The following is a 20837-nucleotide window of genomic DNA, read 5'->3' as shown; positions in this document are numbered from 1 at the left end:
GAGAATCCGTTGTAATTCGTTCTGGTTCGCACGTCGAATTCACCCCCCGACCGGGCGCGAGAGGATCCAGAGCGAGAGGACCGTGTAGCCGACCATGAGTGCGACGAGGGGCGCGTGCCCCCGGAGCGTCGCGTCCGGGCCGAAGAGGTCGGTCGAGGCGAGGTGGGCCGCCACGACGGCGACGAGGTGGCCCAGGACGACCAGGCCGACGGCCGAGGCCCAGTACGCGCCGGCACCCGGCGTCGTCGACGGGAGCGACGGCCCCATGGTCCGGGCCAGCACGGTGGCGTTCTCCACGACGTACGGGTAGTTGTGCGCGACGTCGTAGGCGACGGCGATGGGGAGCAGCGTCGCGCCGAAGGACCGGGCGACCGCCCCGGCGTCGGCGTCGGCGTCGGCCTCCGCATCGCGCTGGCGGCCAGCCCAGGTCGCCACGGCCGCGACGACCCGGAACAGCGCGACGAACGCGACCAGGCCGGCGACGTACGTCGCCACGCCGGCGAAGGCTCCGAACCCGGCGTCGGCGAGGTCGAACAGCAACCGCTGGTACGCCGGCGTCTCGACCAGTCCGTCGAAGCTGACCGTGTAGACGGCCGCGACGGCGAGGACGACGCTCGCGGCGTCGGGCAACGGCTCTGCAGGGGCCCGCCAGACCGGTCGCCGGACGACGACGTACCGGTCGTCCCGACGACGGACCGCGAGGGGTGCCACGCGCCCGACGAGGTCGTAGAGCGCGCCGAGGGGGTCCGCCCGCCGGAACCACTCCCGGCCGAAGGCGACCGCCCCGAGCACCATCGCGAGTGCGTACCCGGCGACCAGCGCGGCCGTCAGGCTGGGGCGGGCGGGCACGACGGTCAGGTTCTCCACCAGTCCGACGAGGAAGAGGAAGCCGAGCGTCGCCGGCCAGCGCCCGAGTCGGTCGGGATAGGTCGCGAGTCCGGGGTCGTCCCCCTCCAGTCGCGCGAGCAGGTCGTAGGCGGTCACCCACGGGGCCACGGCGAACCAGGGGTTGCCGACGACGGCGGCGACGAGGAGCGCACCCTTGAACCACACCGGCCAGACCAGCATCGTGGTGACCGTCACCCGCGCCTGTGGCCCGGTGAGTCCCTCGACGACTGCTGCACCCACCGCGACGGCGACGACGGCGCGGAGGAGCCACCGGACGGCGTCGCCCGTCGTCGCCGAGACGCTCGTCAGGTCGGACGGGTCGCCCCCCGGCGAGACGTCGGTCCGGGCCAGCACGACCGCCGTCCCGCCGACCGCACCCGCCGCACCGGCCAGCAACAGCCACGTCGGAATCGGTGACGAGACTGTCCGGACGCCGTGTGCACTCGCCCTGCCGACGAACAGCGTGAGCGCGAGGGCCGCCGCCGCGGCGACCCGCCCGCGTCGGACCGACCGGGGCATCGCTATCGGTCTCCCGTCGCGGTCCCGAAGGCAAAGGGTCGTCGGTTCGACCGTCGAATCCGCCGGTCTCGCCGTGGTTCGCGCGTCGAAAGCCCACCACGGACAGCCAGCGTTTTGACCGGGCGTGGCGAACTCCGGGCGATGCGAACCCGGACCGCCGTCGCCGTGGTCGTCCTCGTCGCCGCCCTGGCCGGTGCCGTCTTCGTCGGCCTCTCCAGCGACGACGCGGGGACCCTCGCCGTCGCCTGGACCAGCCAGCCAGCGGCCGGGACCGCCGGCAACCACCACGAACCGGCCGTCGCCACGGTCGACGACCGACCGACGGTGTTCGCGCCGCTGAGTTCGCCCCGGACGGCCGACGCCTGCGCGCTGGTCGCGCTCGACGCCACCGACGGGAGCGAACGGTGGCGCTACGAGGTGCCGTCGCGCCACTGCACCATCCACTCCGTCGCCGACCCGACCGTCGCCGACGCCGACGCCGACGGCGACCTGGAGGTGCTGGCCGCGACGACCGAGGCCGAACTCCTCGCGCTCGACCCCGGCGACGGGACGGTGACGCGGCGCGCTCCCCTCACCGACTACGGCTACAACCGACCGACGGTCACCGACCTGGACGACGACGGTGCCGACGAGACCCTCGTGGTCGACGTCAGTGGGGCCGTCCGGGTCTTCGCCCCCGACGGGTCGCTGGAGTGGGGCGTCGACCACGACGCCTACGTCTGGGCGAACCCGGTCGTCGCGGACGTCGACGCCGACGGCGCGACGGAGGTCGTCGTCGCGGACCGCAGGGGCCGGGCCGTCACCTACGACGCGAACGGGTCCGTCCTGTGGAACCGCTCCGTCGGCGACGACCTGACCGTGACGTGGATGACCGCCGCCGACCTCGACGACGACCCGGCCGTCGAGTACGTCGTGGGGACGACCGCCGGTGCGGTCGTCGCGTCCGACGGCGCGACCGGCGACCGGGAGTGGCGATTCGACGCGACGGCGCTCTCGGCCGTGCACGCCGTCGTCGACGTCGATGGCCGCCCGACCGTCTTCGCCACGGCCGCCGACGGGTCCGTCGTCGCCATCGACGGCGCGACCGGCACCGTCACCTGGGAGTCGTCTGTGACGACGGAGGCAGTCAAGATGATGCCCCCACCCGTCGCGGGCGACGTGGACGGCGACGGCGCTGCCGAACTCGTCGTCGGGTCCAACGACGGGACCGTCGCGGTGTACGACCCCGCGACCGGCGACCTGCTCGCCAGTCGCAGTCGCGACGTCGACCTCCTCGCACACCCGGTGCTCGCCGACGTGGACGGCGACGGCCGGGCGGAACTGTACGTCGTCTACGCCGACGGCCGCGTCCAGCGGCTGACCTACGAGGGATAGGAGCGCGGCTCAGTCGTCGAGGTACGTGTCCCGCATCGTGTCCGCGAGGAGGCCGTCCCGCCGGAACGCGATGGCGACGGCGACGAACGGGTCGCCGACGGGGTCGAGCACGAAGACGGCCCGGTCGGCGTCGTCGTCCTCGCGGCCCCGGTTCACCCGGACGACCAGCGGTTCGACGGGGCGCGTCCCGCGCCGGAACTCGCCGAACAGGTCGCCGCCCCGGTCGCCGAAGACGTAGAGCACGCCCGTCTCCTCGCCGTCGGTGTTCCGCAGGACCGTCGAGTTCATTCCCGCACCGCCGGTCACCGCCTCGGCCCAGGCGTCGGTGGCCGCCTCGAACATGTTGGTCACGCCCGAGACGAAGTGGTAGCGACTCTCGCGTTCGACGGCCACGTCGGTCGCCGTCGGCGGCGACGCCTCCCAGTCGAGCGTCGCCGCGACGAGCGCACCGGGTTCGAGGCCGTCGAGCGAGTCGGTCGCGGCGACGTACGTCGGTTCGTACTCGTGGGCGTCGGGGTCCGCGTCCGGGTCCGGGAGCGAGACGAACAGCCACTCGTCCTCGGTCCGGGGACTCGCCAGCACGCGGAATCGCCCGCTCGTCGTTCGCATGGTCGGGCAGTCGGGACGACGGCAGTTAACGGGCGCGGAACGGAAATCCGCAGATTCATACCGCTTCCGACGCGTGGTAGCTACGATGAGCATCCCGACGTTCGTCATCGGCATCGCGGGGGGAACCGGGGCCGGGAAGACGACCGTCGCGCGCGAGGTGGCCGACACGGTCGGCGAGTCGGTGACGCGGATTCCACTCGACAACTACTACGAGGACCTCTCGCACATGGACTACGAGGAGCGCGAGGAGGTCAACTACGACCACCCGGACGCCTTCGAGTGGGAGTTGCTGGTCGGGCAACTCGACGCGCTCCTGACCGGGCAACCCATCGAGATGCCCCAGTACGACTTCGGAATCCACAACCGGACCGACGAGACGGTCACCGTCGAACCCACCGACGTCATCGTCGTCGAGGGCATCTTCGCGCTGTACGACGAGGCCGTCCTCGACATGTGCGACCTCTGCGTCTACGTCGAGACCGACGCCGACGTGCGCATCCTCCGGCGCATCCGGCGCGACGTCATCGACCGCGGGCGCGAACTCGCCGGCGTCATCGACCAGTACCTCTCGACGGTCAAGCCAATGCACGAGCAGTTCGTCGAACCGACGAAGAAGAACGCCGACGTCATCATCCCCGAGGGCGCGAACCAGACGGCCGTCGACCTCCTCACCGACAAGGTCGAGGCCGAGACGGCCGCGTACCCCGTCGACCGGGCCGGGCCCACGTGGGAACGCGTCGACGACGCCGACGACCGCGACCGCACGACCGTCGAACCCTCGGACTCGACGGCCGACCCGTCGACCGAGTAGTCGCGGAGAACAGGCAATTTTTATACGCATGCCCGCTCGAATGGTTGCCATATGAGCACTGAAGACGGCGCGGACGACCAGTTGCGCCAGGCCGGCCGAGTCGACCAGGGGTTCCTCACGCGAAACTCGTGGCTCAAGCCGTTCGCGCTCGTCGAGGGCGCCCTCCTGGCGATGCTCGTCCTGGTCGACCTCGCGAACGACATCTCGCCGACCCTCAACGGCCGGTTCAGTTCCGCCATCTTCGGCATGATACTGGCCGTCGCGATACTGGGCGCCATCACGGCCGCCGTCGTGCTGGCCGTGAACACGTTCCGGCACCTCGAGTAGTCCCGACGCGCCGACCCGGTTTCCCGGAGGACTCCGTAGCAGCTAGTCGGTGGCTCGTTCTCCCGACGTCAGCAGTCGGTCGCACGGCGTTCCCGTCGTTGCGATACGTCAGTGGTCTGTTCTGGACGCTCCCGATGGATGGCAGGGGCTACATCCCGTTCGTCGACGACCGACTGCGGGCCACGTACAGCCTGTAGAGCATTGCGACGACACCGATAGCACCGAAGAACGTGAATCCCAGGACTCCGATGGAGGAGAACCCGAGGGAGAGGAACACCGCACCAGCGAGTACCCAGAGCCCAGACGTCACCAGGATCGTCCAGTCAGACAGCTGGAACCCGTCTGCGGACTGGTCGCCCTCCACCCAGTACGCGAGTCTCGTTCCGAGATAGAGCGTCAGGAGCAACACTCCCAGCACGACGTCCACGATCCAGTCTTCGGTCGGAGCCCCCGCCAGGAATCGTCGTACGCCCGGGTACAGTATCACCCCTGCAGCCATCAGGACCAGAACTCCCCAGACTATCTTTGTTCTGTTCTCCAGCAGTGGTATTGAATTATGGTTTGGCACGGGGCGATATTACCGTTGTAACGAATGGTGGTCTACCAGTAAAAACCCTCTGTGGCATACGCACCCTCGCCATTCCCGGTCTGTGAGGCCGCCCCGAGGGCTGACCCTGTCGAAATAAGTGGAAGCGACCGGAGCGGGTTCGGGGAGGTCGCTATGCGGTCGTACCGTATCGGCTCGAAGGTTGACATCCTCCCCGCCCTGAAGGGCGAGGATTCCCACGGCACGGCACCGCTGAGTTGGGATGGTTACGGTTTGTAGCCGCCCCGAGGGCCGACTACTGGCTGTGCCAACCAGCCGTTACTCCTATCCCGACGTGGGATTCGGAGATACTTGCGTTCCGCACCCCGCGTTCCGGTACAGAAGGGGGTACCTTCTGCGTGGAATCGGGGACTCCCGATATTGTCCGATTAGTCGGGCGGTCAGGCCGCCTCGGATGCTTATTGATACGATGACGAACTACGTAAAACATCCGTTCAACACGTCGAACGTGGTTTGTGGAAGGCTTGTCGGATTCATCCCCGCCCTAAAGGGCGGGGCTTTCTCCTTAAATCAGGTAAATAGCGGAAGACGGTGGAGGGCTTTCAGCCGGTCCCGCAACTCGGTGTATCTTCTGCTCGGCACTCGCGCCCAACGCAGTCGTCGCGTCGAACACGCCCGGGTCATCGCTGGCATCCCGCTGGGGTGCTCCAATCTCGAAGTGTCGTCTCACCCGCGGTCGGCTCTCCGCCGAGGGCGATGGCGAACTCGCTGCTACCGCGGTCGATGGTGATGCTCTAGTGCTCACCGCTTCAGCCAGCTCGCGAAGGTGGTCGTCGAGTTGTTCCGCTGCCGTCTCCGTCGTAATCGTCAGTGCATCTGTCATGGTGGTCCTGTCGACGGTATCCCGGGCTGGTGAGTTTGGACGCGCTTCGATACGTATGGAGGGAAACACTTACCGCGAGGATGTACAAGTGGCACGTATGGAACAGGAACGACTGAAGACGCTCGTCGGGGTGGCGATGATCGGGTTGGGAGTCGTCCAGGCAGGGCTGTTCGCCCTCCAGAGCGACTGGATACCCGCAGGGCTGGGCCTTCTCTACTCGGGCATCGGAGTCGCGTACCTCTGGGCCGAAGTATACACCGTCAGTCAGTAAGCACAGGTAGCGAGCGTGTGTTTCGCGCAAGAACGAGGCCACATATCGGCCTGGACGGTCTGGTGTACAGATGGATATCCCGGTCACACTGGTCGTCTGTTCGGGCTGACTCGATTGCGGGTGTGGCGAGACGGTGAGAAGCGGAAGCGAACCCGTCGACCAGACATCGCTCGGAGACGTACTGGGTTTCGATTGCCGCCGCCAGTCCCATCGGTACACTTTCCTTCGAGGCCTGTCCACACCGGTCGTATGGCTGGTCCCCTCGATCGGCGTACCCTCCTCCAGCTCGGTGGCACAGCAGCCGTCTCGTCGCTAGCCGGCTGTGCGAGCGTCAGCGCGGAACTCGGATGGCGAACCCAGGAACTCGGACGGGTGGTCCTCGCGAATAGCATCGACGAGCCAGCCGAGGTCGACGTAGAGGTCGTTCGGAACGGGACGACAGTCCACGAGTCGTCCTATCGACTCGACCCTGGGTCACCCGAGGAGCGTCCCCAGATCACCCTCTACGAGTGGCAACAGAACCCGACCGCCAAGAAATGGGTTGTCAGGGCCAGAACAGCCACGGGTGAGTGGCAGGATGGCGAATTGTGGGCTTCGAGAGGTGGTCGCGACGACTGTCACAGCGTATTCGTCGTTGCGGGCGACTGGCCCGAGGCCGAAACGCTCGTCGTACCGGGGGGGTGCAAGACTCCATGAATACACCGGCACCGAACTGGTAGCGTCACCAGCATATCCTCCAGACTGTACTGGACGCCGTTGTCGGGGTAGCAGACGGTGAGTCGGTCTATCCGGGTGAAGGTGCTGGCGTAGCGTTCGAGGAGGCGGTCGGCGACCTCGAACAGGCGCTCCTCCGGACACTCCACCGAACATCCACAATCGGACGAGAGAAGTGGCGACGTTCGTGTTGCCCCGACGCAACAGGCGACGGGTAGAGAGGGGGCAGGTTCCTAGCTGGGGACGTCCCCGATCTTCTCAAGGAAGTGCAGGTCCGGTTCACCGACTACCCCTGCCTCTTCCATCACGTCGCGGAGGTCGTCGGAGGCGACGAACTCGTGGGCGTTCTCGAGTGAATCCCACTCGAACAATACGACGACCTCGTTGGGTTCACCCTCCTTGTGGAACACCTGGCCTCCCTCACTCCCGCTCTCCGCACGCGTGCTCGTGTGGTCGTCGAACAACGGTTTCCACTCCTCGTAATCCTCGACCGTATGGTCGATGAGCAGGTATGGCATTATTTATCACACCACTAGGATAGAGGTTTCGGAGTATGATAAATCACAAGGGGACCCCGAGCCAGATTTGCGAATTACAGCCTCTATTTGCATCACACGATTCCTACCAGGTTCTATGGGATTCAACAGGACCAGTCTTCTGTCAGTTCGTCGCTCGGCATTGGGAGCCATCGAGGTCACCCTCTACCTTCTAATGGGCGTACCCCTCGTCGATACGTGTGAGAAGCGTCTGTCAGGAGATGGACGCCCGCGCTTCAGCCGTGTTCACCGAGTACCAACTTCCTTCGCGACGAGTTCGAACGAGGGTGCGACCTCGAGGAAAATCGTCGCCCGGTACGCTTCGCCCACCAAATCCAGGGTACACTCGTCCGGTTCTTCATAGATGCTTTCGTCCGTTACAACGATTCAAGGCTGTTGGTCCCGCCGTGAAAACTCGATGTCCTGAATCCCCGAGTGGTTGCCACAACTCGACCAATCATCAGGCCCCTTCGACTACGGCCCTGTGATTATCGTAGTCTTGCTGTATCGTCGGTGGTGGCACCTCACGCGGCGCCGGACCCAGACGCGGACGCCGAGGTGTGCAGTAAACGGCGAACCTCGGTAGACTTTTCAAGAATTGTCTACTTATCCGTGTCGTGATAGGGTCGGCGATCGAACGACGAAGACGACGCAAGGGAAAGAGTGGCAAGTACCTCGTTACCGCGGGAATGAGCGTGCTCGTCGCCGGGATGTTCACAGAGACGCTCGATGTCAGGGTGGGGGGTGGATGGGTAAATCTCTCCGTCCTGGAGATCGGTTGTCTGGTCCTCGGTGCCGCACTGGGTCGGTTGCTCCTCACCGTCGTCGGTCGGAGGCTAAAGCGGACCGTGCTGAAGGGGGTCGGGATCGCAGGCCTGAGCGTGGCCCTGCCGGCGATACCGTTCGCGGCCCCGGTTGTCGCCGCCGTCGGCGGACTCCTGCCGTCGCTGGTCGCCGTTCCGATGGCGAGCAAGCTCACCACCCGACTCTCTGTCCGAGTTGCGAGCGTGCTCGGACTCGGTGCGACTCGCACGCAGCGCCTCAAGAGGGCACTCGGCGGCGTCAGGGGAGTCAGCGCGGGGAGCGTCGGTGTCGTACTCCTCGGCTACGGGGCCGAGATGGGCCAGTTGAACGAGATGTACACCGTGTTCGGCCAGCAGCTCTCGCTGCTTGCCGTGTTCTCGATCCTGTCCGTACCCGGTACGATAATCTATGCCGTCAGGAACTACTAAGTGACCGACCGACGAGCGGGTTGTCGTCGGGCACGGCGTACCTCTCACGGTGTTGCTCGGCGCGATCGTCCTGGTACTCGCCGTCGTCACGTCCTCACGTCTCGAACTTCTGCTAGGCGGCGGCTCGTCACACTCGTGTTGTCGATGCCCTAGACGTTGTCGCCGCCGTCCTGGCGGCCAGATCGAGCAAGCGGATGGTCGGGGTGCCACCGGGACGGACCCGGCAGTGTCACGGCGACTCGCTGGGCAAGGGACCGACGCCCGCCCCTCGCCCGCAATCGTCAGCGAGACTACCGTGTCAGTTGCGGGTCGGGGTCACCGGCGCCGGAGCCACGCAGCACCGGCGAGGCTGACGACGGCTGCGGGGATCCCGAATCCGGGCATGCTGGTACTCGTGCCCCCGTCGTCGGCGTTCGACCCGTCGTCTCCATTCGACCCGTCATCGCCGTCCGACTCGTCGTTTCCACTCGATCCATCGTCGCCCGACATGGTGATGGTCCGCTCCGAAAAGTGATTCACGCCGACGAGGACCCGCGCCTGCCCGCTGGCGCTCTGTCTGACCATGTACTTCGAGTTCGAACCGCCCTCCGTCGCTGCGACGAGTTCGCCGTAGGTCGATGCTTCCGCTGCGGCCTCCCCGTCCACGGCGACCTGCAGGTTCTCCGTGGAGCCGACGGCTGCCTCGCCGACCTGGGTCACGACGACCTTCCCCTCGCTGCTGGCGCGGTCGACGGTGATGGACACCTGGCTCTCGGCGGACTGTTGGGCAGTGATGGTCGAGTCGCTCGTGTAGTTCACGGTGTCAGAGACGACGGCCCCGCTCTCGCTCATCACGTAGACGGCGCCCGTGGCCGTGCCGTTGGCGATCATACGCTCGGTCGTCTGCGTGTCCTCGTCCCGTTCGCCCTCGCCGTAGGTGCGGAACACCAGGCGGCCGTCGCTCTCGACGTTCGCGACGACGTCGCCCTCGCCGTTGACGTCGACAGACCCCTCGCCGACGACCAGGAACGTCCCCGTGGTGCCGTCGGCGGCAGTGACGACGACGCGGGAGTCGCTCTCCGCCTCCGTAGACGCGCCGCTACCGACTTCGGCCTTCACGAGCTGGGCTTCCCCGCCCGACGCGACGACGAGGCTGCCGTGGCTGTTGTCGTGGGCCCTGAGCGTCGCACCGCTGTCGGCCTGCACGGTGGCGGTCGTCGACGTCGACGCCGACAGCGAGATGCTGGCGGCCTGGAAGTCCGTCACGGTCGAGAGGTCCAGGCCGAGACCGATCCCGGTCCGCTGCTCGTAGCTGGACTGCGATTCCGTCTCGATGCTCGCCAGGACCGTGGTCCCGTCGACGGCGTAGTCGGTCACCGCCGACCCGGACGCGTCGAACGACACGTGGGTCCCCGCGTACGACCTCGTGTCACCGTCGACTGCGGCCGCAGCGGGACCGACGGACACGGCGGCGACCAGCAGGACCGTCAGGGCCGCCGCCGTCGCGCTTCGTCCCAGCGTCATCGCGGGACCTCCGGTTGTCTGTCCGTGTCGCGGCCGGGGAGAACAGTGTGGGCGACTCGTTCCGTTCGCGCGTGGGTCGACGCGGAGACGACTCGGTGCTTCCGTGCGGGGATTCTCGTCGAAATTCCATTCATGGGTATAGGGTGATTCAACGGTCGTCACGCCGCTTGACGGGCGCCGATGGTTCAAGGGAGGGGTCCGGACGGAGTGTCGCTCGCCCTGCCCCCGGTTCGTCCGTCGTCGCCAAGCCCGACGTTTCAACCGTTGGGGGGTTTCACCCGTTCCGGTCCTAACTCCTGTTGCTAATCGTTTAGAACCGACGTCCTGAAATCGCCAGTAGGGTGAACAGCTGGACGGCAGTGTCCCCCCGTGTGGGGGTTCGAGATGGTCTTCACCCGTCCCGCTCACCGAGAATTCACTCGAACCGAGTCACTGTAGCCAGGCACGTTTCTCTGTCCCCAACGATTCCAACGGCGACGCTCTCGCGCTTATGCGTACGGGATACTCGCCCCGTCGTCTGCAGGGCCGAGACCATCAACCCGACAGCTGTCAGACGGAGCGTGCTGAATACAGGGCTGGGTTCAGCAGGGGTAGCTCGGCATCGAGCAGTCCTGAACGTGCCAGTTCCCCGGGGGAAGCCGTACTGGATGTAGATACGGTACTGGCCGTCCCAGAACCAGTCGTCGCGGACCCGTCGTTCTTGGACGAACCCCAGCGACTCTACTCGACGACGGTTCCGTTGACGGAGCAACTTATTACCCTGGAAGGTCACCGGGCGGACATGACCGACTCACTTTCGGGCCTGCTCGGGGAGACCCTCGCGGTGTTCGAGGACGCCCCGGACGGCGCGCCGCTGACCACGAGCGAGGTGACCGATCAACTCGACGTGGGGCGGCGCGGCACCTACGACCGACTCGAACGACTGGTAGACTGCGACCACCTCGAAACGAAGGAGGTCGGCGCCCGTGGCCGAGTGTGGTGGCAACCGCCCGGCGCGACGACCCCGGCCTCCAGAGACCGGACTCCGGACGACGTCTCCGACCGTCGCGAGCGTGCCCTCGCGCACTACGAGCGCATCGTCGAGACCGTTCAGGACGGTGTGTACGTCCTCGACGACGAGTTCCGGTTCGTCCTGGTGAACGACGCCTACGTCGAGATGACCGGGTACGACCGGGCGGAACTCCTGGGGTCGCCGGCGACCCTCGTCGTCGACGAGGACGTCTCCCGGGCGTCTCTCGAGCGCGTCGAGGAGATTGCTGCAGGCGAGGGGAGCAGTGCCACCATCGAGGCCGACATCCAGCGGGCGGACGGCAGCACCCTCCGCGCCGAGAGCAAGTTCACAGCCCTCCCCACGGAGGGGGACGAGCGACCGTGGAAGGTCGGCGTCGTCCGGGACGTCAGCGAGCGCAGGGAACGCGAGCGGGAACTCGAGCGCTACGAGACGCTTTTCGAGGAGTCGACGGACGTCAACGTCGTCGTCGACGAGGACGGTACCTACCAGTACGTCTCGCCGTCGGTGTCGAACGTGCTCGGGTACGACAAGACGGAACTGCTCGGCGAGAACGGCTTCGAGTACATTCACCCGGACGACCGCGAGGACGCGATGGACGAGTTCGTCGCGATGGTGGAGGACCCGACCTACGAGCCGAAGATCGAGTTCCGGTTCCGCCACAGCAACGGCTCGTGGGTCGTCCTCGAGGCGCTCGGCAGGAACCTCCTGGACGACCCCGACATCGGCGGCATCGTCGTCTATACCCGTGACGTCACCGAGCGCAAGCGCCGCGAAGAGGAACTCGCCGCGCGAGTCAGCCAGCAGGAGGTCGTCGCCGAACTCGGCCAGCAGGCGCTGGCAACCCCCGACCTCGACGACCTGATGAGCGAAGCCACCCACCTCGTCGCCGAGACCTTCGACGGCGCTCTGTGCAAGGTCCTGGAGCTCCGGCCCTACGCGGACGAACTGCTGCTCCGAGAGGGCGTCGGATTCGACGACGGCGTCGTCGGGACGGCGACGGTGACCGCCGCCGAGAACTCCCAGGCGGGGTACACGCTCCAGACCGAGTCGCCGGTCATCGTGGACGACCTCGCCACGGAAACGCGGTTCTCGGGGTCCCCGTTGCTGACCGACCACGGCGTCGAGAGCGGCGTCAGCGTCGTCATCGGCTCGCCCGACGACCCGTGGGGCATCCTGGGCGTCCACGACGACGCCGGCCGGCAGTTCACCCCGCAGGACGCCAGCTTCGTGCAGGCCGTCGCGAACGTTCTGGCGACCGCCATCGGCCGCCGCGAGCGCGAGCGCCGACTGCAGCGCCGCCGCCAAGAGCTGGAGGCGCTCGACGACCTGAACGGCGTCGTCAGGGGCATCACCGAGGCGGTGATCGAGCAGTCCACCCGCGAGGAGGTCGAGCGGCTGGTCTGCGAGCGGCTCGCCGAGGCGGCCTCCTACGAGTTCGCGTGGATCGGCGGTCTCGAGGCGGACGGCGAGTCGATCGAGGTCCGCGCAGAGGCCGCAACCGGCTCGTACCTCGACGACGTGACGATTACTACCTCGGCGGACGACACCCGTGGCCGGGGGCCGACCGGTCGGGCCGTCCGGACGGGGGAGATGCGGGTCAGCCGGGACGTCCGCGAGGACCCCGACTACGCGGAGTGGCGCGACCAGGCCCGCGAGCACGGGTTTCGGTCCTCGGCGGCGATCCCCATCGTCCACGAGGACACGACGTACGGGGTGCTGAACGTCTACGCGCCCCGATCGCACGCCTTCGCCGCCGAGGAGCAGGCGGTGATCGGCCAGCTCGGCGAGGTCGTCGGCCACGCCATCGCGAGCATCGAGCGCAAGCAGGCGCTGATGAGCGACGAGGTCGTCGAACTCCAGTTCCACGTGGCAGACCTCTTCGGGGCACTCGACGTCGACATCGACCCGTCGGGGACGATAACGTTGGGCCAGGTGGTACCGGTGAGCGACGGAACGTACCTCGTCTACGGGACGGTCACCGACGGCGGGTGGGACACGCTGACTAGCCTCGCGGAGGCATTGCCACACTGGAGGGAGCCGTCGATGCTCGACGACGGGAGCGGCAGATTCGAACTCCCGCTGTCGGAACCACCCGTGCTCTCGATACTCGCCGACAACGGGGGTGACGTGAAGCGGGCACGTGTGGAGGAGGGTGACTACGACATGACCGTCCACCTGCCGCCGACCGTGGATGCCCGGCGTGTCGTCGACGCGATACAGGAGGCGTACCCGGACGTCGACCTGGTTGCCCGGCGGCAGGAGACGCGGACGGAGCCCCCGCACAAACCCCTCGACCAGCTGCTGGATGAGGATCTGACCGACCGACAGCATACCGCGCTCGAGGCGGCGCTGTACGCCGGGTTCTTCGAGTGGCCGCGAGACACCACCGGCGAGGCCGTCGCCGAGTCGCTGGGCGTCTCGGCGCCGACCTTCCACCGGCACCTCCGGACCGCCCAGCGGTCGCTCCTGACGTCGGTGCTGGGTCGGCCGACGGACCCGTCTACGTAGTGAAACAGCCCGGCGTCGCGGGAGTGGTCGCCCGTTCGAGACCAACTGGCTTCCTGCTCGCTATCTAAACAGTTAGCGAGCAGATACAGGCTACTGATAGGTCAACGTAGCGATGCGGTTGGAGCGAGGCGGTCGGCAACCCGGACCGGCGCCCCGGGAAGCGATGGGAGGACGCTCGACAGGAGCGTCTGCACTGAAGCGTTACCGAAGCCCGCACGGTTCAACCGTCTGGCACCCAGGGGTGGGAGGAGCCAGGGGCAGGAGCCCTGCCCCCTTTCCATACGACTTCGGTCTCGGCCTCTACCTCCCCGGCCACCCGAACCGGGACCCGAACTGTCGCACTCACGTCCTCCACCGAGACACACAAACCATGCACGGAATCATACTCAAGGGACTGAAGGACTTCGTCGTCGACACCTACGACCAGCAGACGTGGAACCAGATCTGCGAGGCGGCCGACATCGAGCGGCGGTTGTACGTCCCGGTCACGGAGTACCCCGACGAACACGTCTTCGCGCTCGTCGAGGCTGCCGTCGATCTCTCCGGTGAGGAGCCCGCAGACCTCCTGCGAGCGTTCGGACGATTCGTCGTGCCCCAGCTCGTCCAGACCTACGGCGTCCACGTCGACGAGGACTGGACGGGGCTGGACCTCATCGAGAACGTCGAACGGTACATCCACCAGGCGTTGCGCTCGAAGAACATCTCCACGTTCGATCCGCCGGGCATCGACGCCCGCCGGATCGACGCTGGAACCGTCGTCGTCGACTACGATTCGGACCGTCAGCTGTGTGACGTTGCGATGGGGCTCGTCCAGGGCATCGGCGAGCACTACGACGAATCCCTCGACGTGGAGGAACGCCAGTGCATGCACGATGGAGCCCCATCATGTAAGTTTGTCGTCACTGGGGCGACCGAGGAGGTCGACGCCATCACCAGCCAGCGCGCCCGCGTCGACGGCGGGGATACACCCACCCATGAGCAGTGAGGACGTCCCCTCGACCGACGGGGAACTGGAAGATGCCCGGGACCGCGACCGGAGCGACCTGCCAGGCAGCGACGGCGAACACGAACTCCAGGAGCGTTTCGAGACGACCGCCCGCGCTGAGAACTTCTACGAGGAGGCGATGCAGGCAGCGCTCACCGACCGAATGACGGATTTCCTCACCGACCGGTGGATTGGGGTGGTCGGCTGGCTCGACGAGGACCAGCCGCGGGCCACACCTATCATCGACGCTCCAGGCATGGTACACGTGCTCGATTCCGAAACCGTCGCCTGGCCCGCAGACACGATTATCGGTTCGGGTCCGTCGTTCGACGGCCCGGAGGACCAGCGGTGGCTGTCGCTGGTGACCGTCGACTGGTGGGACTCGACGGTCGGTCTCCACGTCAACGGCGTTGCCGACCGTGTCGATTCCGTCGAAGACGGTGATGGCAATCAACTCCCGGGGGTCGATTGGATCGTCCTGTCGGTCGAGGAGGCGTACATTCACTGCGCGAAGCACATCCCGCGGCTCTCGGTGACGCAGCAGACGCCGGTCCGGGCGGTGAGGGACCCTGTCCAGGAACCGTACACCCTCTTACCGGAGGCCGCCCAACGGTTCGTCGGGTCGAGGCTCCAGGCGTTCATCACAACAGCTGAGGAAGCGTACGTTCACTGCGCGAAGCACGTCCCGCTGCTCTCGGTGACGCAGCAGACGCCGGCCCGGGGGGTGAGGGACCCTGTCCAGAAATCGTATACCCACTTTCCGGAGGCCGCCCAACGGTTCATCGGGTCGAGGCTGCAGGCGTTCCTCGCCACGGCCGACGACGCGGGCGAGACCGACCTTTCGCCCCGCATCGGCCCCGCCGGGTTCGTGCAGGTCCTCGACGAGACGACGCTGGCGTGGCCGGAGTACCGGGGTAACGGCGTCCACGCCTCGCTGGGGAACATGCTGGAGCGCCCACAGGCAACGCTCCTGTTCGTCGACTGGTGGTCGACGGAGGTGGTCCTGGAGGTCAGCGGGACCGTGTCGCTAATGGACGACGTCGACGGCGCTGAAGACCTGACGGACGTCGACCGGACGAAGACGTGGGTCGTCCTCGACGTCCTGTCGGTCGACCTCGTCGAGAACCCGCCGCTACCGGAACTCGTCGTCGAAGAGTTCGACCCACCGTGGGGGACCGACGACGTCGAGGCGAAGCGGAGCGGCTATTTCACCGACTGACGGCAGAAGGAGGGGAACCGGACCCATCCCTGGCTACCGTTGCCCTCGAAGAGAAGAATCAGCGACTCGAACGCCTCGCGAACGTCCTCTCACACGATCTCCGGAACCCACCCTGGACTCGGTAGCGCCGTCCACAGAACGGTCATTGACGGAATGCGCCGTGGTAGGTGGACGTCGGATTCCAGTCCCCGTCGACCGCCAAGTCATTGAGGAACGTGCTCGAAGAGCACCGACAACGAACGTTTATCGCTCGTCAAGGAGGGTTGCGTCGGCGGTCACGCCGGAACACTCCGCTGGCAGCCCACGGTGGTCGTAGAAGTGTCTATCGTGTCAATATGGTACATCTGCGAGCCGGCTCGCTGGGAGTGTGGGAGTCCCACGCCAGAACGGGCGTGGGATTGGAAGGGAATTGGTAAGAGCCGGTGGGGGGATTTGAACCCTCGGCCTATTCCTTACGAAGGAATCGCTCTAGCCAGTCTGAGCTACACCGGCGCTCTCGCGCATTCTCTCGTTGACGCATGAGTACAATAAGGGTTGCGAATCGGCCCGGTCGTCACCGTCTCGTCAGGCGAACGTCGAGGCAGACGTTGTACTCGTGCGGGGCGTACGAGCGGACGGTCCGGCGGGTCTCGACGGTCACCTCGTACTCGGGTTCGGCGGCGGCCCGGATGGCGCGCTCGCCGGGGCCGAAGCGGTCGTCCTCGTGCTGGATGTCGTAGTAGTGGAGAACGCAGTCGTCGCCGGCGATGGCGACGGCGGTGTCGAGGAACTCGTCGGCGCTGTGGGGGAGGTTCATCACGATGCGGTCCGCCCAGTCCCCGTAGTCGTGCCCGACGTCGCGGACGTCGCCCTGGATGGCGGTCACGCGGTCCTCGACGCCGTTGCGACGCGCGTTCTCGCGCAGGTACGCGACGGCGTCCTCGTTGAGGTCGACGGCGACGACGGTCGCACCGCGCTTCGCGGCGGGGATGGCGAACGGGCCGACGCCGGCGAACATGTCGAAGACGTGCTCGCCGGACTGGACCTGCTCGACGACGCGGTGGCGCTCGGTCGCCAGCCGTGGCGAGAAGTAGACCGTCGCGAGGTCGAGTGCGAACTCGGAGCCGTACTCGCGGTGGACGGTCTCGGTCTCCTCGCCGACGAGGACGTTCCAGTCGCGCACCCGGAGGTCGCCCCGGATCTTCGAGGCGCGGTCGACCACCGTCTCGACGGGCAGGTCGGAGGCGACGATGGCCTCGGCGATCTCCCGGGCGCGGTCGGGGTCCGCCTCGTCGAGGATGGCCACGTCGCCCAGTCGCTCGTAGCTCGGTTCGTAGCCGAGCAGGTCGGCAGGGGTGGTCGGGGTCCGCCGCGGTGGGGCGTCGTGGGTGACCACGTCGTACCCAGCGGGGACCGCGTCGGCGTCGGTGACGGGGAGGTAGAGCCAGCCGTCGTCGCCGGTGATGGCGTACTCGTCGTCGAGCAGGCCGGCCTCGGCGAGTTCCCGTCGCGTCGCCTCGCCCGCCGACTGGTCGACGCGCACGCAGGGGACGTCCATGCTACGTGCAAGCCACGCGGGCGTTCTAACCCTGACGTTTCTCCGCCGCCGGCACCGGCGACGGCGATGCACCGTTCCCGCCCGTGAACACGCCCTTCTTATCTCCGGGCACGTGAGTCAGGGTATGCTCACCTTCATCGGACTCGGCCTCTACGACGAGCGCTCGATAACCATCGAGGGGGCCGAGGCGCTCCAGGCGGCCGACGCCGCCTACGCGGAACTGTACACGAGCAGACTCGTCGGCGCGTCCATCGAGGACGTCGAGGCGTACCACGGCGTGGACATCGAGGTCCGCGACCGGGCGGGCGTCGAACAGCACCCGGACGACATCCTCGACGCCGCCGAGACCGACGACGTCGCCTTCCTCACCGCCGGCGACACGATGATCTCGACGACGCACGTCGACCTGCGCCTGCGGGCACACGACCGCGGCATCGAGACGCAGGTCGTCCACGGGACGACGGCACAGACCGCGACGAGTTCGCTGACCGGCCTGCAGAACTACCGCTTCGGCAAGGCGACGACCCTGCCGTTCGAGTACGCCCACGGCGGCGACGACGTCCCCGAGAGCGTCCGCGAGACCATCGACACGAACCGCGACCTGGGACTGCACACCGTCGTCTACCTCGACATCAAGGTCGGCCGTGGACCCGAGGGCGAGGACCCCGAGCACGAGGAGTACATGACCGCCGACTACGCGGCCGGCCTGCTCGCGGACTACTACCCCGACGCGCTGGGCGTCGTGGTCGCCCGCGCCGGCAGTCCGGACCCCCTCGTCGTTGCAGACCGGCTCGCCGCCCTCGCCGAGCAGGAGTTCGGCGACCCGCTCCACCTGCTCGTCGTCCCCGGCGACCTGCACGTCCTCGAGGCCGACGCGCTGCGCGACCTCGCCGGAGCACCGGCCGACGCGCTCGACGCGTAGTCCAGCATTCAGTTCTCCGTTCGGCGTCGCCCCACGGAGCTGTCGCTACGTGGTGTGGCGTCCGAAAGAAAGTGAAGTGCGGAAAGACCGAACCGAAGTTCGGTTAGTTAGCGTTCAGTTCTGACGGCGGACTGCGAGGAGCGCAGCGCCGAGGAGTGCGACGAGTGCGACACCGATGCCGAACCCGGGCTGACCCTCAGGCTCGTCCGTCGGCGTGTCCGTCGGCGCGTCCGTCGGTGCGTCCGTCGGTGCGTCCGTCGGTGCGTCCGTCGGAGCTTCCGTCGTCGTGCCCTCGCCTTCGACCGTCAGCTGAGCGGTCTCCTCGGAGTCGCCGACCGAGACACCGTGCGTGTAGGTGCCCGGAGCGACGTCAGCAGTGACGCTGAATTCGACGGTGGTGGACTCGCCGGGAGCGACCGTCACTTCCTGGGAGTCGACCTCGTCACCGTCGAAGGTGAACGTAGCGGTCGCGGTGCCCTCTGCACCGCCGTTGTTCGAGACCGTCGCGGTGACGGTCACGGACTCGCCCTGCGTGACGGTACCGGGTGCGTCGAGCTGCGAGACCTCGAGCAGGGCTGCGCCACCGACACTGCCCTCTGCAGTGTCGAACTGCTCGCCGCCAGTCTCACGCGCCGTGACGGTGAACGTGCTCTCCGTGGAGATGTCGCTGAAGTCGACCTCAGCGGCCCACGTGCCGTCTTCCTGAACCGTCGCGGTGGCGGGCTTGAGGAAGGCGACACCCTCGTCCTCGCCGTTGATGCGCAGGCTCACTTCCGTGCCAGCGGCCATCGTCGCGGTACCGCTGATGGTCTGGCCCTCTGCGGACGAGACCGAGATCGGGTCGATCGTACCGGTGCGGCCCTCAACGTTGAACGAAGCCGTGGTGCCCTCGTCGTCCGCGAGGCCGTCAGCAAGAACCGTGAAGTTGGCCTCGTATTCGTCGCCAGCTTCGACGTCAACGACGTCGCCCGGCGTGCCGTCGGGGGCGGTACGGGTGGCCTGCAGACCGGTCGTGTCGGTCACGAGGTAGTAGACGTCGTCACCGACGATGACGTCGGTGTTGGTACTGTCCAGGTTCACGACCTTCGGGTCGCGGTTCCGGGCGGGGTTCTGCTGCACGACCTGCAGCGAGATTGCAGGATCTTCGCCGCCAGCGAGCGCGAAGAAGTCGCTGGTTGCGAGTGCACCGGACAGACCGGATGCCTCGAGTTCGTGGATGAGGTAGTCACCGCTGGCGATGGAGTCGTCGTCCGTGATGACGCCATCCTCGACGGCGGTCGCGACGGTCGTCGCGTTCGCCTCCGAGAAGTCCGTACCGCTGGGCGCGGTCCAGACGTTCAGCGAGTCAGTGGATCGGGGACCGATGTCGAGCGTACCGACACCGGTGGGAGACGTACCGGCCGTGCTTCCGGGAGCGACTTCCATGTTGTAGCCACCGTCGTCGATGAGGCCCGAGAGGGAATCCTCGTCCACGATAGTGACTCCGTCATCGCTGCCTTCGACGGGTCCGTACGCGTTACCGCTGTCGTCACCCATCGCGAACGTGTTCACTGCGATGGTGACCTGGTCGTCGTCGTTGTTGTCCGTGACGGAGACGTTGGCCTCGTAGCCAGCATCGTCACTACCGAAGTGGACGACGGCGTTCTGGGCTCCACCCTGGAGGTTGACGGTGACGTACGCGATGTCGCCGATCTGCTCCTGGTAGAGGTTCTGACCGAAGTTAGCCGTCACGGAGCCGGAGTCCGACACGTTGACCGTCGCGGTCGTCGAGATACCCGTGTCGTTGGCCGTGAAGGTGATGTCGTAGGTGCCCTCGTCAATGTTGGCGAAGCTAGCGTCGAGAGCCGTGCTGGTGTCGAGTTCCTCGATGGTGTACGAGTCACTGTATTCGTTAGCGGTGAGGTCTCCCGCGTCGACGATGCCCGCGATTTCGCTCGGGGAGAGGTCGTCGCTGGAGATGTCGACGTCCCAGTCGGGACGGTTCGACTCGACAGCGAACGTCGTGTCGGACGAGACGTCCTCAGCGTTGCTGACGTTCGCCGGGTCGGCGGCCACGTTCACAGTCTGCGTACGCAGCGTGAAGTTGACCGTCGCACCATCGGTCTCCTCAGACCGAAGGCGGTAGTCACCAGTGGAGTAGTCGGACGTTTCAATGACGATGTCGCCATCGGCATCAACGTCGACGTACGTCTGGAACTCCCAGTTGCCGCCGTCGTTCATTTCGAGAACGACGTTGTCGTTCTCGTCGAATCTACTATCGTCTACATCAGCGAGGGTCTGGCCGGACCAGTATCCGGAACCCTCGGTAATCGTTGCATCGTAGTCCGCAGGGTCGGCCGCAGCAACACTTCCCGAGAACGCGACGACGCCGGCGAAGACCGACGTTACCATCAGCGCAGCCAGGAAGAGGCCACGAACTTTCGTTTTCGTATCTGTCATA

General features: G+C 66.7%; 17 protein-coding genes and 1 tRNA gene. 10 read left to right on the top strand and 8 right to left on the bottom strand.

Annotated elements, in window-relative coordinates; genetic code table 11:
- Window positions 1-39: 39 nt before the first annotated feature.
- Window positions 40-1407 carry a hypothetical protein gene (locus tag ACSC1W_RS09990; protein WP_435347139.1) on the bottom strand — a complete coding sequence of 456 codons (1368 nt, stop codon included), beginning with the start codon at window positions 1405-1407 and terminating at the stop codon, window positions 40-42.
- Window positions 1408-1548: 141 nt separating this feature from the next.
- Between ACSC1W_RS09990 and ACSC1W_RS09985 the strand changes: the two genes are divergently transcribed.
- Window positions 1549-2781, top strand: coding sequence for an outer membrane protein assembly factor BamB family protein (locus tag ACSC1W_RS09985; protein ID WP_435347138.1), 1233 nt, complete (start codon window positions 1549-1551; stop codon window positions 2779-2781).
- 9 nt (window positions 2782-2790) lie between these two features.
- Here ACSC1W_RS09985 and ACSC1W_RS09980 read toward each other — a convergent pair whose 3' ends face one another.
- On the bottom strand, window positions 2791-3390 hold the full coding sequence (locus ACSC1W_RS09980) for a DUF6663 family protein (RefSeq protein ID WP_435347136.1): 600 nt from the start codon (window positions 3388-3390) through the stop codon (window positions 2791-2793).
- Window positions 3391-3475: 85 nt separating this feature from the next.
- Here ACSC1W_RS09980 and udk point away from each other — a divergent pair, with 85 nt between their 5' ends.
- Entirely contained in the window at window positions 3476-4201 is a 726-nt protein-coding gene (gene udk / locus ACSC1W_RS09975) for a uridine kinase (RefSeq protein WP_435347135.1), read from the top strand.
- A 51-nt stretch (window positions 4202-4252) separates the two neighbouring features.
- A complete protein-coding gene (locus ACSC1W_RS09970) occupies window positions 4253-4528 on the top strand; it encodes a hypothetical protein (protein ID WP_435347133.1) in 276 nt (91 codons plus the stop codon).
- Window positions 4529-4676: 148 nt separating this feature from the next.
- Here ACSC1W_RS09970 and ACSC1W_RS09965 read toward each other — a convergent pair whose 3' ends face one another.
- Window positions 4677-5027: a hypothetical protein gene (locus ACSC1W_RS09965; protein WP_435347132.1), complete on the bottom strand. Its 351-nt coding sequence runs from the start codon at window positions 5025-5027 to the stop codon at window positions 4677-4679.
- Between the two features lie 1028 nt (window positions 5028-6055).
- Between ACSC1W_RS09965 and ACSC1W_RS09960 the strand changes: the two genes are divergently transcribed.
- Both ACSC1W_RS09960 and ACSC1W_RS09955 read left to right on the top strand, forming a co-directional pair.
- Window positions 6056-6229, top strand: a complete 174-nt coding sequence (locus ACSC1W_RS09960; protein WP_435347130.1) for a hypothetical protein — start codon at window positions 6056-6058, stop codon at window positions 6227-6229.
- Window positions 6230-6478: 249 nt separating this feature from the next.
- Window positions 6479-6925 (top strand): hypothetical protein, encoded by a 447-nt coding sequence (locus ACSC1W_RS09955; RefSeq protein WP_435347129.1) that lies wholly within the window; start codon window positions 6479-6481, stop codon window positions 6923-6925.
- A 251-nt stretch (window positions 6926-7176) separates the two neighbouring features.
- Here ACSC1W_RS09955 and ACSC1W_RS09950 read toward each other — a convergent pair whose 3' ends face one another.
- Window positions 7177-7461 carry a DUF1330 domain-containing protein gene (locus tag ACSC1W_RS09950; protein WP_435347127.1) on the bottom strand — a complete coding sequence of 95 codons (285 nt, stop codon included), beginning with the start codon at window positions 7459-7461 and terminating at the stop codon, window positions 7177-7179.
- A 635-nt stretch (window positions 7462-8096) separates the two neighbouring features.
- Between ACSC1W_RS09950 and ACSC1W_RS09945 the strand changes: the two genes are divergently transcribed.
- Window positions 8097-8711 carry a hypothetical protein gene (locus ACSC1W_RS09945; protein ID WP_435347125.1) on the top strand — a complete coding sequence of 205 codons (615 nt, stop codon included), beginning with the start codon at window positions 8097-8099 and terminating at the stop codon, window positions 8709-8711.
- 315 nt (window positions 8712-9026) lie between these two features.
- Here the strand turns inward: ACSC1W_RS09945 and ACSC1W_RS09940 are convergent, their stop codons facing one another.
- Window positions 9027-10214, bottom strand: a complete 1188-nt coding sequence (locus ACSC1W_RS09940) for a PGF-CTERM sorting domain-containing protein (RefSeq protein WP_435347123.1) — start codon at window positions 10212-10214, stop codon at window positions 9027-9029.
- Window positions 10215-10995: 781 nt separating this feature from the next.
- Between ACSC1W_RS09940 and ACSC1W_RS09935 the strand changes: the two genes are divergently transcribed.
- From ACSC1W_RS09935 to ACSC1W_RS09925, 3 genes are all read left to right on the top strand, one after another.
- A complete protein-coding gene (locus tag ACSC1W_RS09935; protein WP_435347122.1) occupies window positions 10996-13734 on the top strand; it encodes a PAS domain S-box protein in 2739 nt (912 codons plus the stop codon).
- 370 nt (window positions 13735-14104) lie between these two features.
- Window positions 14105-14719: a heme NO-binding domain-containing protein gene (locus ACSC1W_RS09930; RefSeq protein ID WP_435347120.1), complete on the top strand. Its 615-nt coding sequence runs from the start codon at window positions 14105-14107 to the stop codon at window positions 14717-14719.
- Window positions 14709-15938, top strand: a complete 1230-nt coding sequence (locus tag ACSC1W_RS09925) for a pyridoxamine 5'-phosphate oxidase family protein (RefSeq protein WP_435347118.1) — start codon at window positions 14709-14711, stop codon at window positions 15936-15938. Before ACSC1W_RS09930 ends, ACSC1W_RS09925 begins: the two co-directional genes overlap by 11 nt.
- 417 nt (window positions 15939-16355) lie before the next feature.
- On the opposite strand, the gene ACSC1W_RS09920 is transcribed toward ACSC1W_RS09925, so the two are convergent.
- Both ACSC1W_RS09920 and ACSC1W_RS09915 read right to left on the bottom strand, forming a co-directional pair.
- A tRNA-Thr gene (locus ACSC1W_RS09920) sits at window positions 16356-16430 on the bottom strand.
- 61 nt (window positions 16431-16491) lie between these two features.
- On the bottom strand, window positions 16492-17475 hold the full coding sequence (locus ACSC1W_RS09915) for a class I SAM-dependent methyltransferase (RefSeq protein ID WP_435347117.1): 984 nt from the start codon (window positions 17473-17475) through the stop codon (window positions 16492-16494).
- A gap of 124 nt (window positions 17476-17599) precedes the next feature.
- Here ACSC1W_RS09915 and dph5 point away from each other — a divergent pair, with 124 nt between their 5' ends.
- Window positions 17600-18397 carry a diphthine synthase gene (gene dph5 / locus ACSC1W_RS09910; protein WP_435347115.1) on the top strand — a complete coding sequence of 266 codons (798 nt, stop codon included), beginning with the start codon at window positions 17600-17602 and terminating at the stop codon, window positions 18395-18397.
- 114 nt (window positions 18398-18511) lie between these two features.
- On the opposite strand, the gene ACSC1W_RS09905 is transcribed toward dph5, so the two are convergent.
- On the bottom strand, window positions 18512-20836 hold the full coding sequence (locus ACSC1W_RS09905) for a DUF7827 domain-containing protein (RefSeq protein ID WP_435347113.1): 2325 nt from the start codon (window positions 20834-20836) through the stop codon (window positions 18512-18514).
- Window position 20837: the final 1 nt, after the last annotated feature.

It is taken from the genome of Haloarchaeobius marinus, from assembly GCF_051207415.1.
Lineage (GTDB): Archaea > Halobacteriota > Halobacteria > Halobacteriales > Natrialbaceae > Haloarchaeobius.
The sequence above is the reverse complement of the archived record's forward strand: the minus strand, read 5'-3'. Positions and strand labels throughout refer to the sequence as shown.

Coding starts and splice junctions, on each gene's coding strand:
- ACSC1W_RS09990 (WP_435347139.1), bottom strand. CDS start 1,407: ATGCCCCGGTCGGTCCGACGCGGGCGGGTCGCCGCGGCGGCGGCCCTC.
- ACSC1W_RS09985 (WP_435347138.1), top strand. CDS start 1,549: ATGCGAACCCGGACCGCCGTCGCCGTGGTCGTCCTCGTCGCCGCCCTG.
- ACSC1W_RS09980 (WP_435347136.1), bottom strand. CDS start 3,390: ATGCGAACGACGAGCGGGCGATTCCGCGTGCTGGCGAGTCCCCGGACC.
- udk (WP_435347135.1), top strand. CDS start 3,476: ATGAGCATCCCGACGTTCGTCATCGGCATCGCGGGGGGAACCGGGGCC.
- ACSC1W_RS09970 (WP_435347133.1), top strand. CDS start 4,253: ATGAGCACTGAAGACGGCGCGGACGACCAGTTGCGCCAGGCCGGCCGA.
- ACSC1W_RS09965 (WP_435347132.1), bottom strand. CDS start 5,027: ATGGCTGCAGGGGTGATACTGTACCCGGGCGTACGACGATTCCTGGCG.
- ACSC1W_RS09960 (WP_435347130.1), top strand. CDS start 6,056: ATGGAACAGGAACGACTGAAGACGCTCGTCGGGGTGGCGATGATCGGG.
- ACSC1W_RS09955 (WP_435347129.1), top strand. CDS start 6,479: ATGGCTGGTCCCCTCGATCGGCGTACCCTCCTCCAGCTCGGTGGCACA.
- ACSC1W_RS09950 (WP_435347127.1), bottom strand. CDS start 7,461: ATGCCATACCTGCTCATCGACCATACGGTCGAGGATTACGAGGAGTGG.
- ACSC1W_RS09940 (WP_435347123.1), bottom strand. CDS start 10,214: ATGACGCTGGGACGAAGCGCGACGGCGGCGGCCCTGACGGTCCTGCTG.
- ACSC1W_RS09935 (WP_435347122.1), top strand. CDS start 10,996: ATGACCGACTCACTTTCGGGCCTGCTCGGGGAGACCCTCGCGGTGTTC.
- ACSC1W_RS09930 (WP_435347120.1), top strand. CDS start 14,105: ATGCACGGAATCATACTCAAGGGACTGAAGGACTTCGTCGTCGACACC.
- ACSC1W_RS09925 (WP_435347118.1), top strand. CDS start 14,709: ATGAGCAGTGAGGACGTCCCCTCGACCGACGGGGAACTGGAAGATGCC.
- ACSC1W_RS09915 (WP_435347117.1), bottom strand. CDS start 17,475: ATGGACGTCCCCTGCGTGCGCGTCGACCAGTCGGCGGGCGAGGCGACG.
- dph5 (WP_435347115.1), top strand. CDS start 17,600: ATGCTCACCTTCATCGGACTCGGCCTCTACGACGAGCGCTCGATAACC.
- ACSC1W_RS09905 (WP_435347113.1), bottom strand. CDS start 20,836: ATGACAGATACGAAAACGAAAGTTCGTGGCCTCTTCCTGGCTGCGCTG.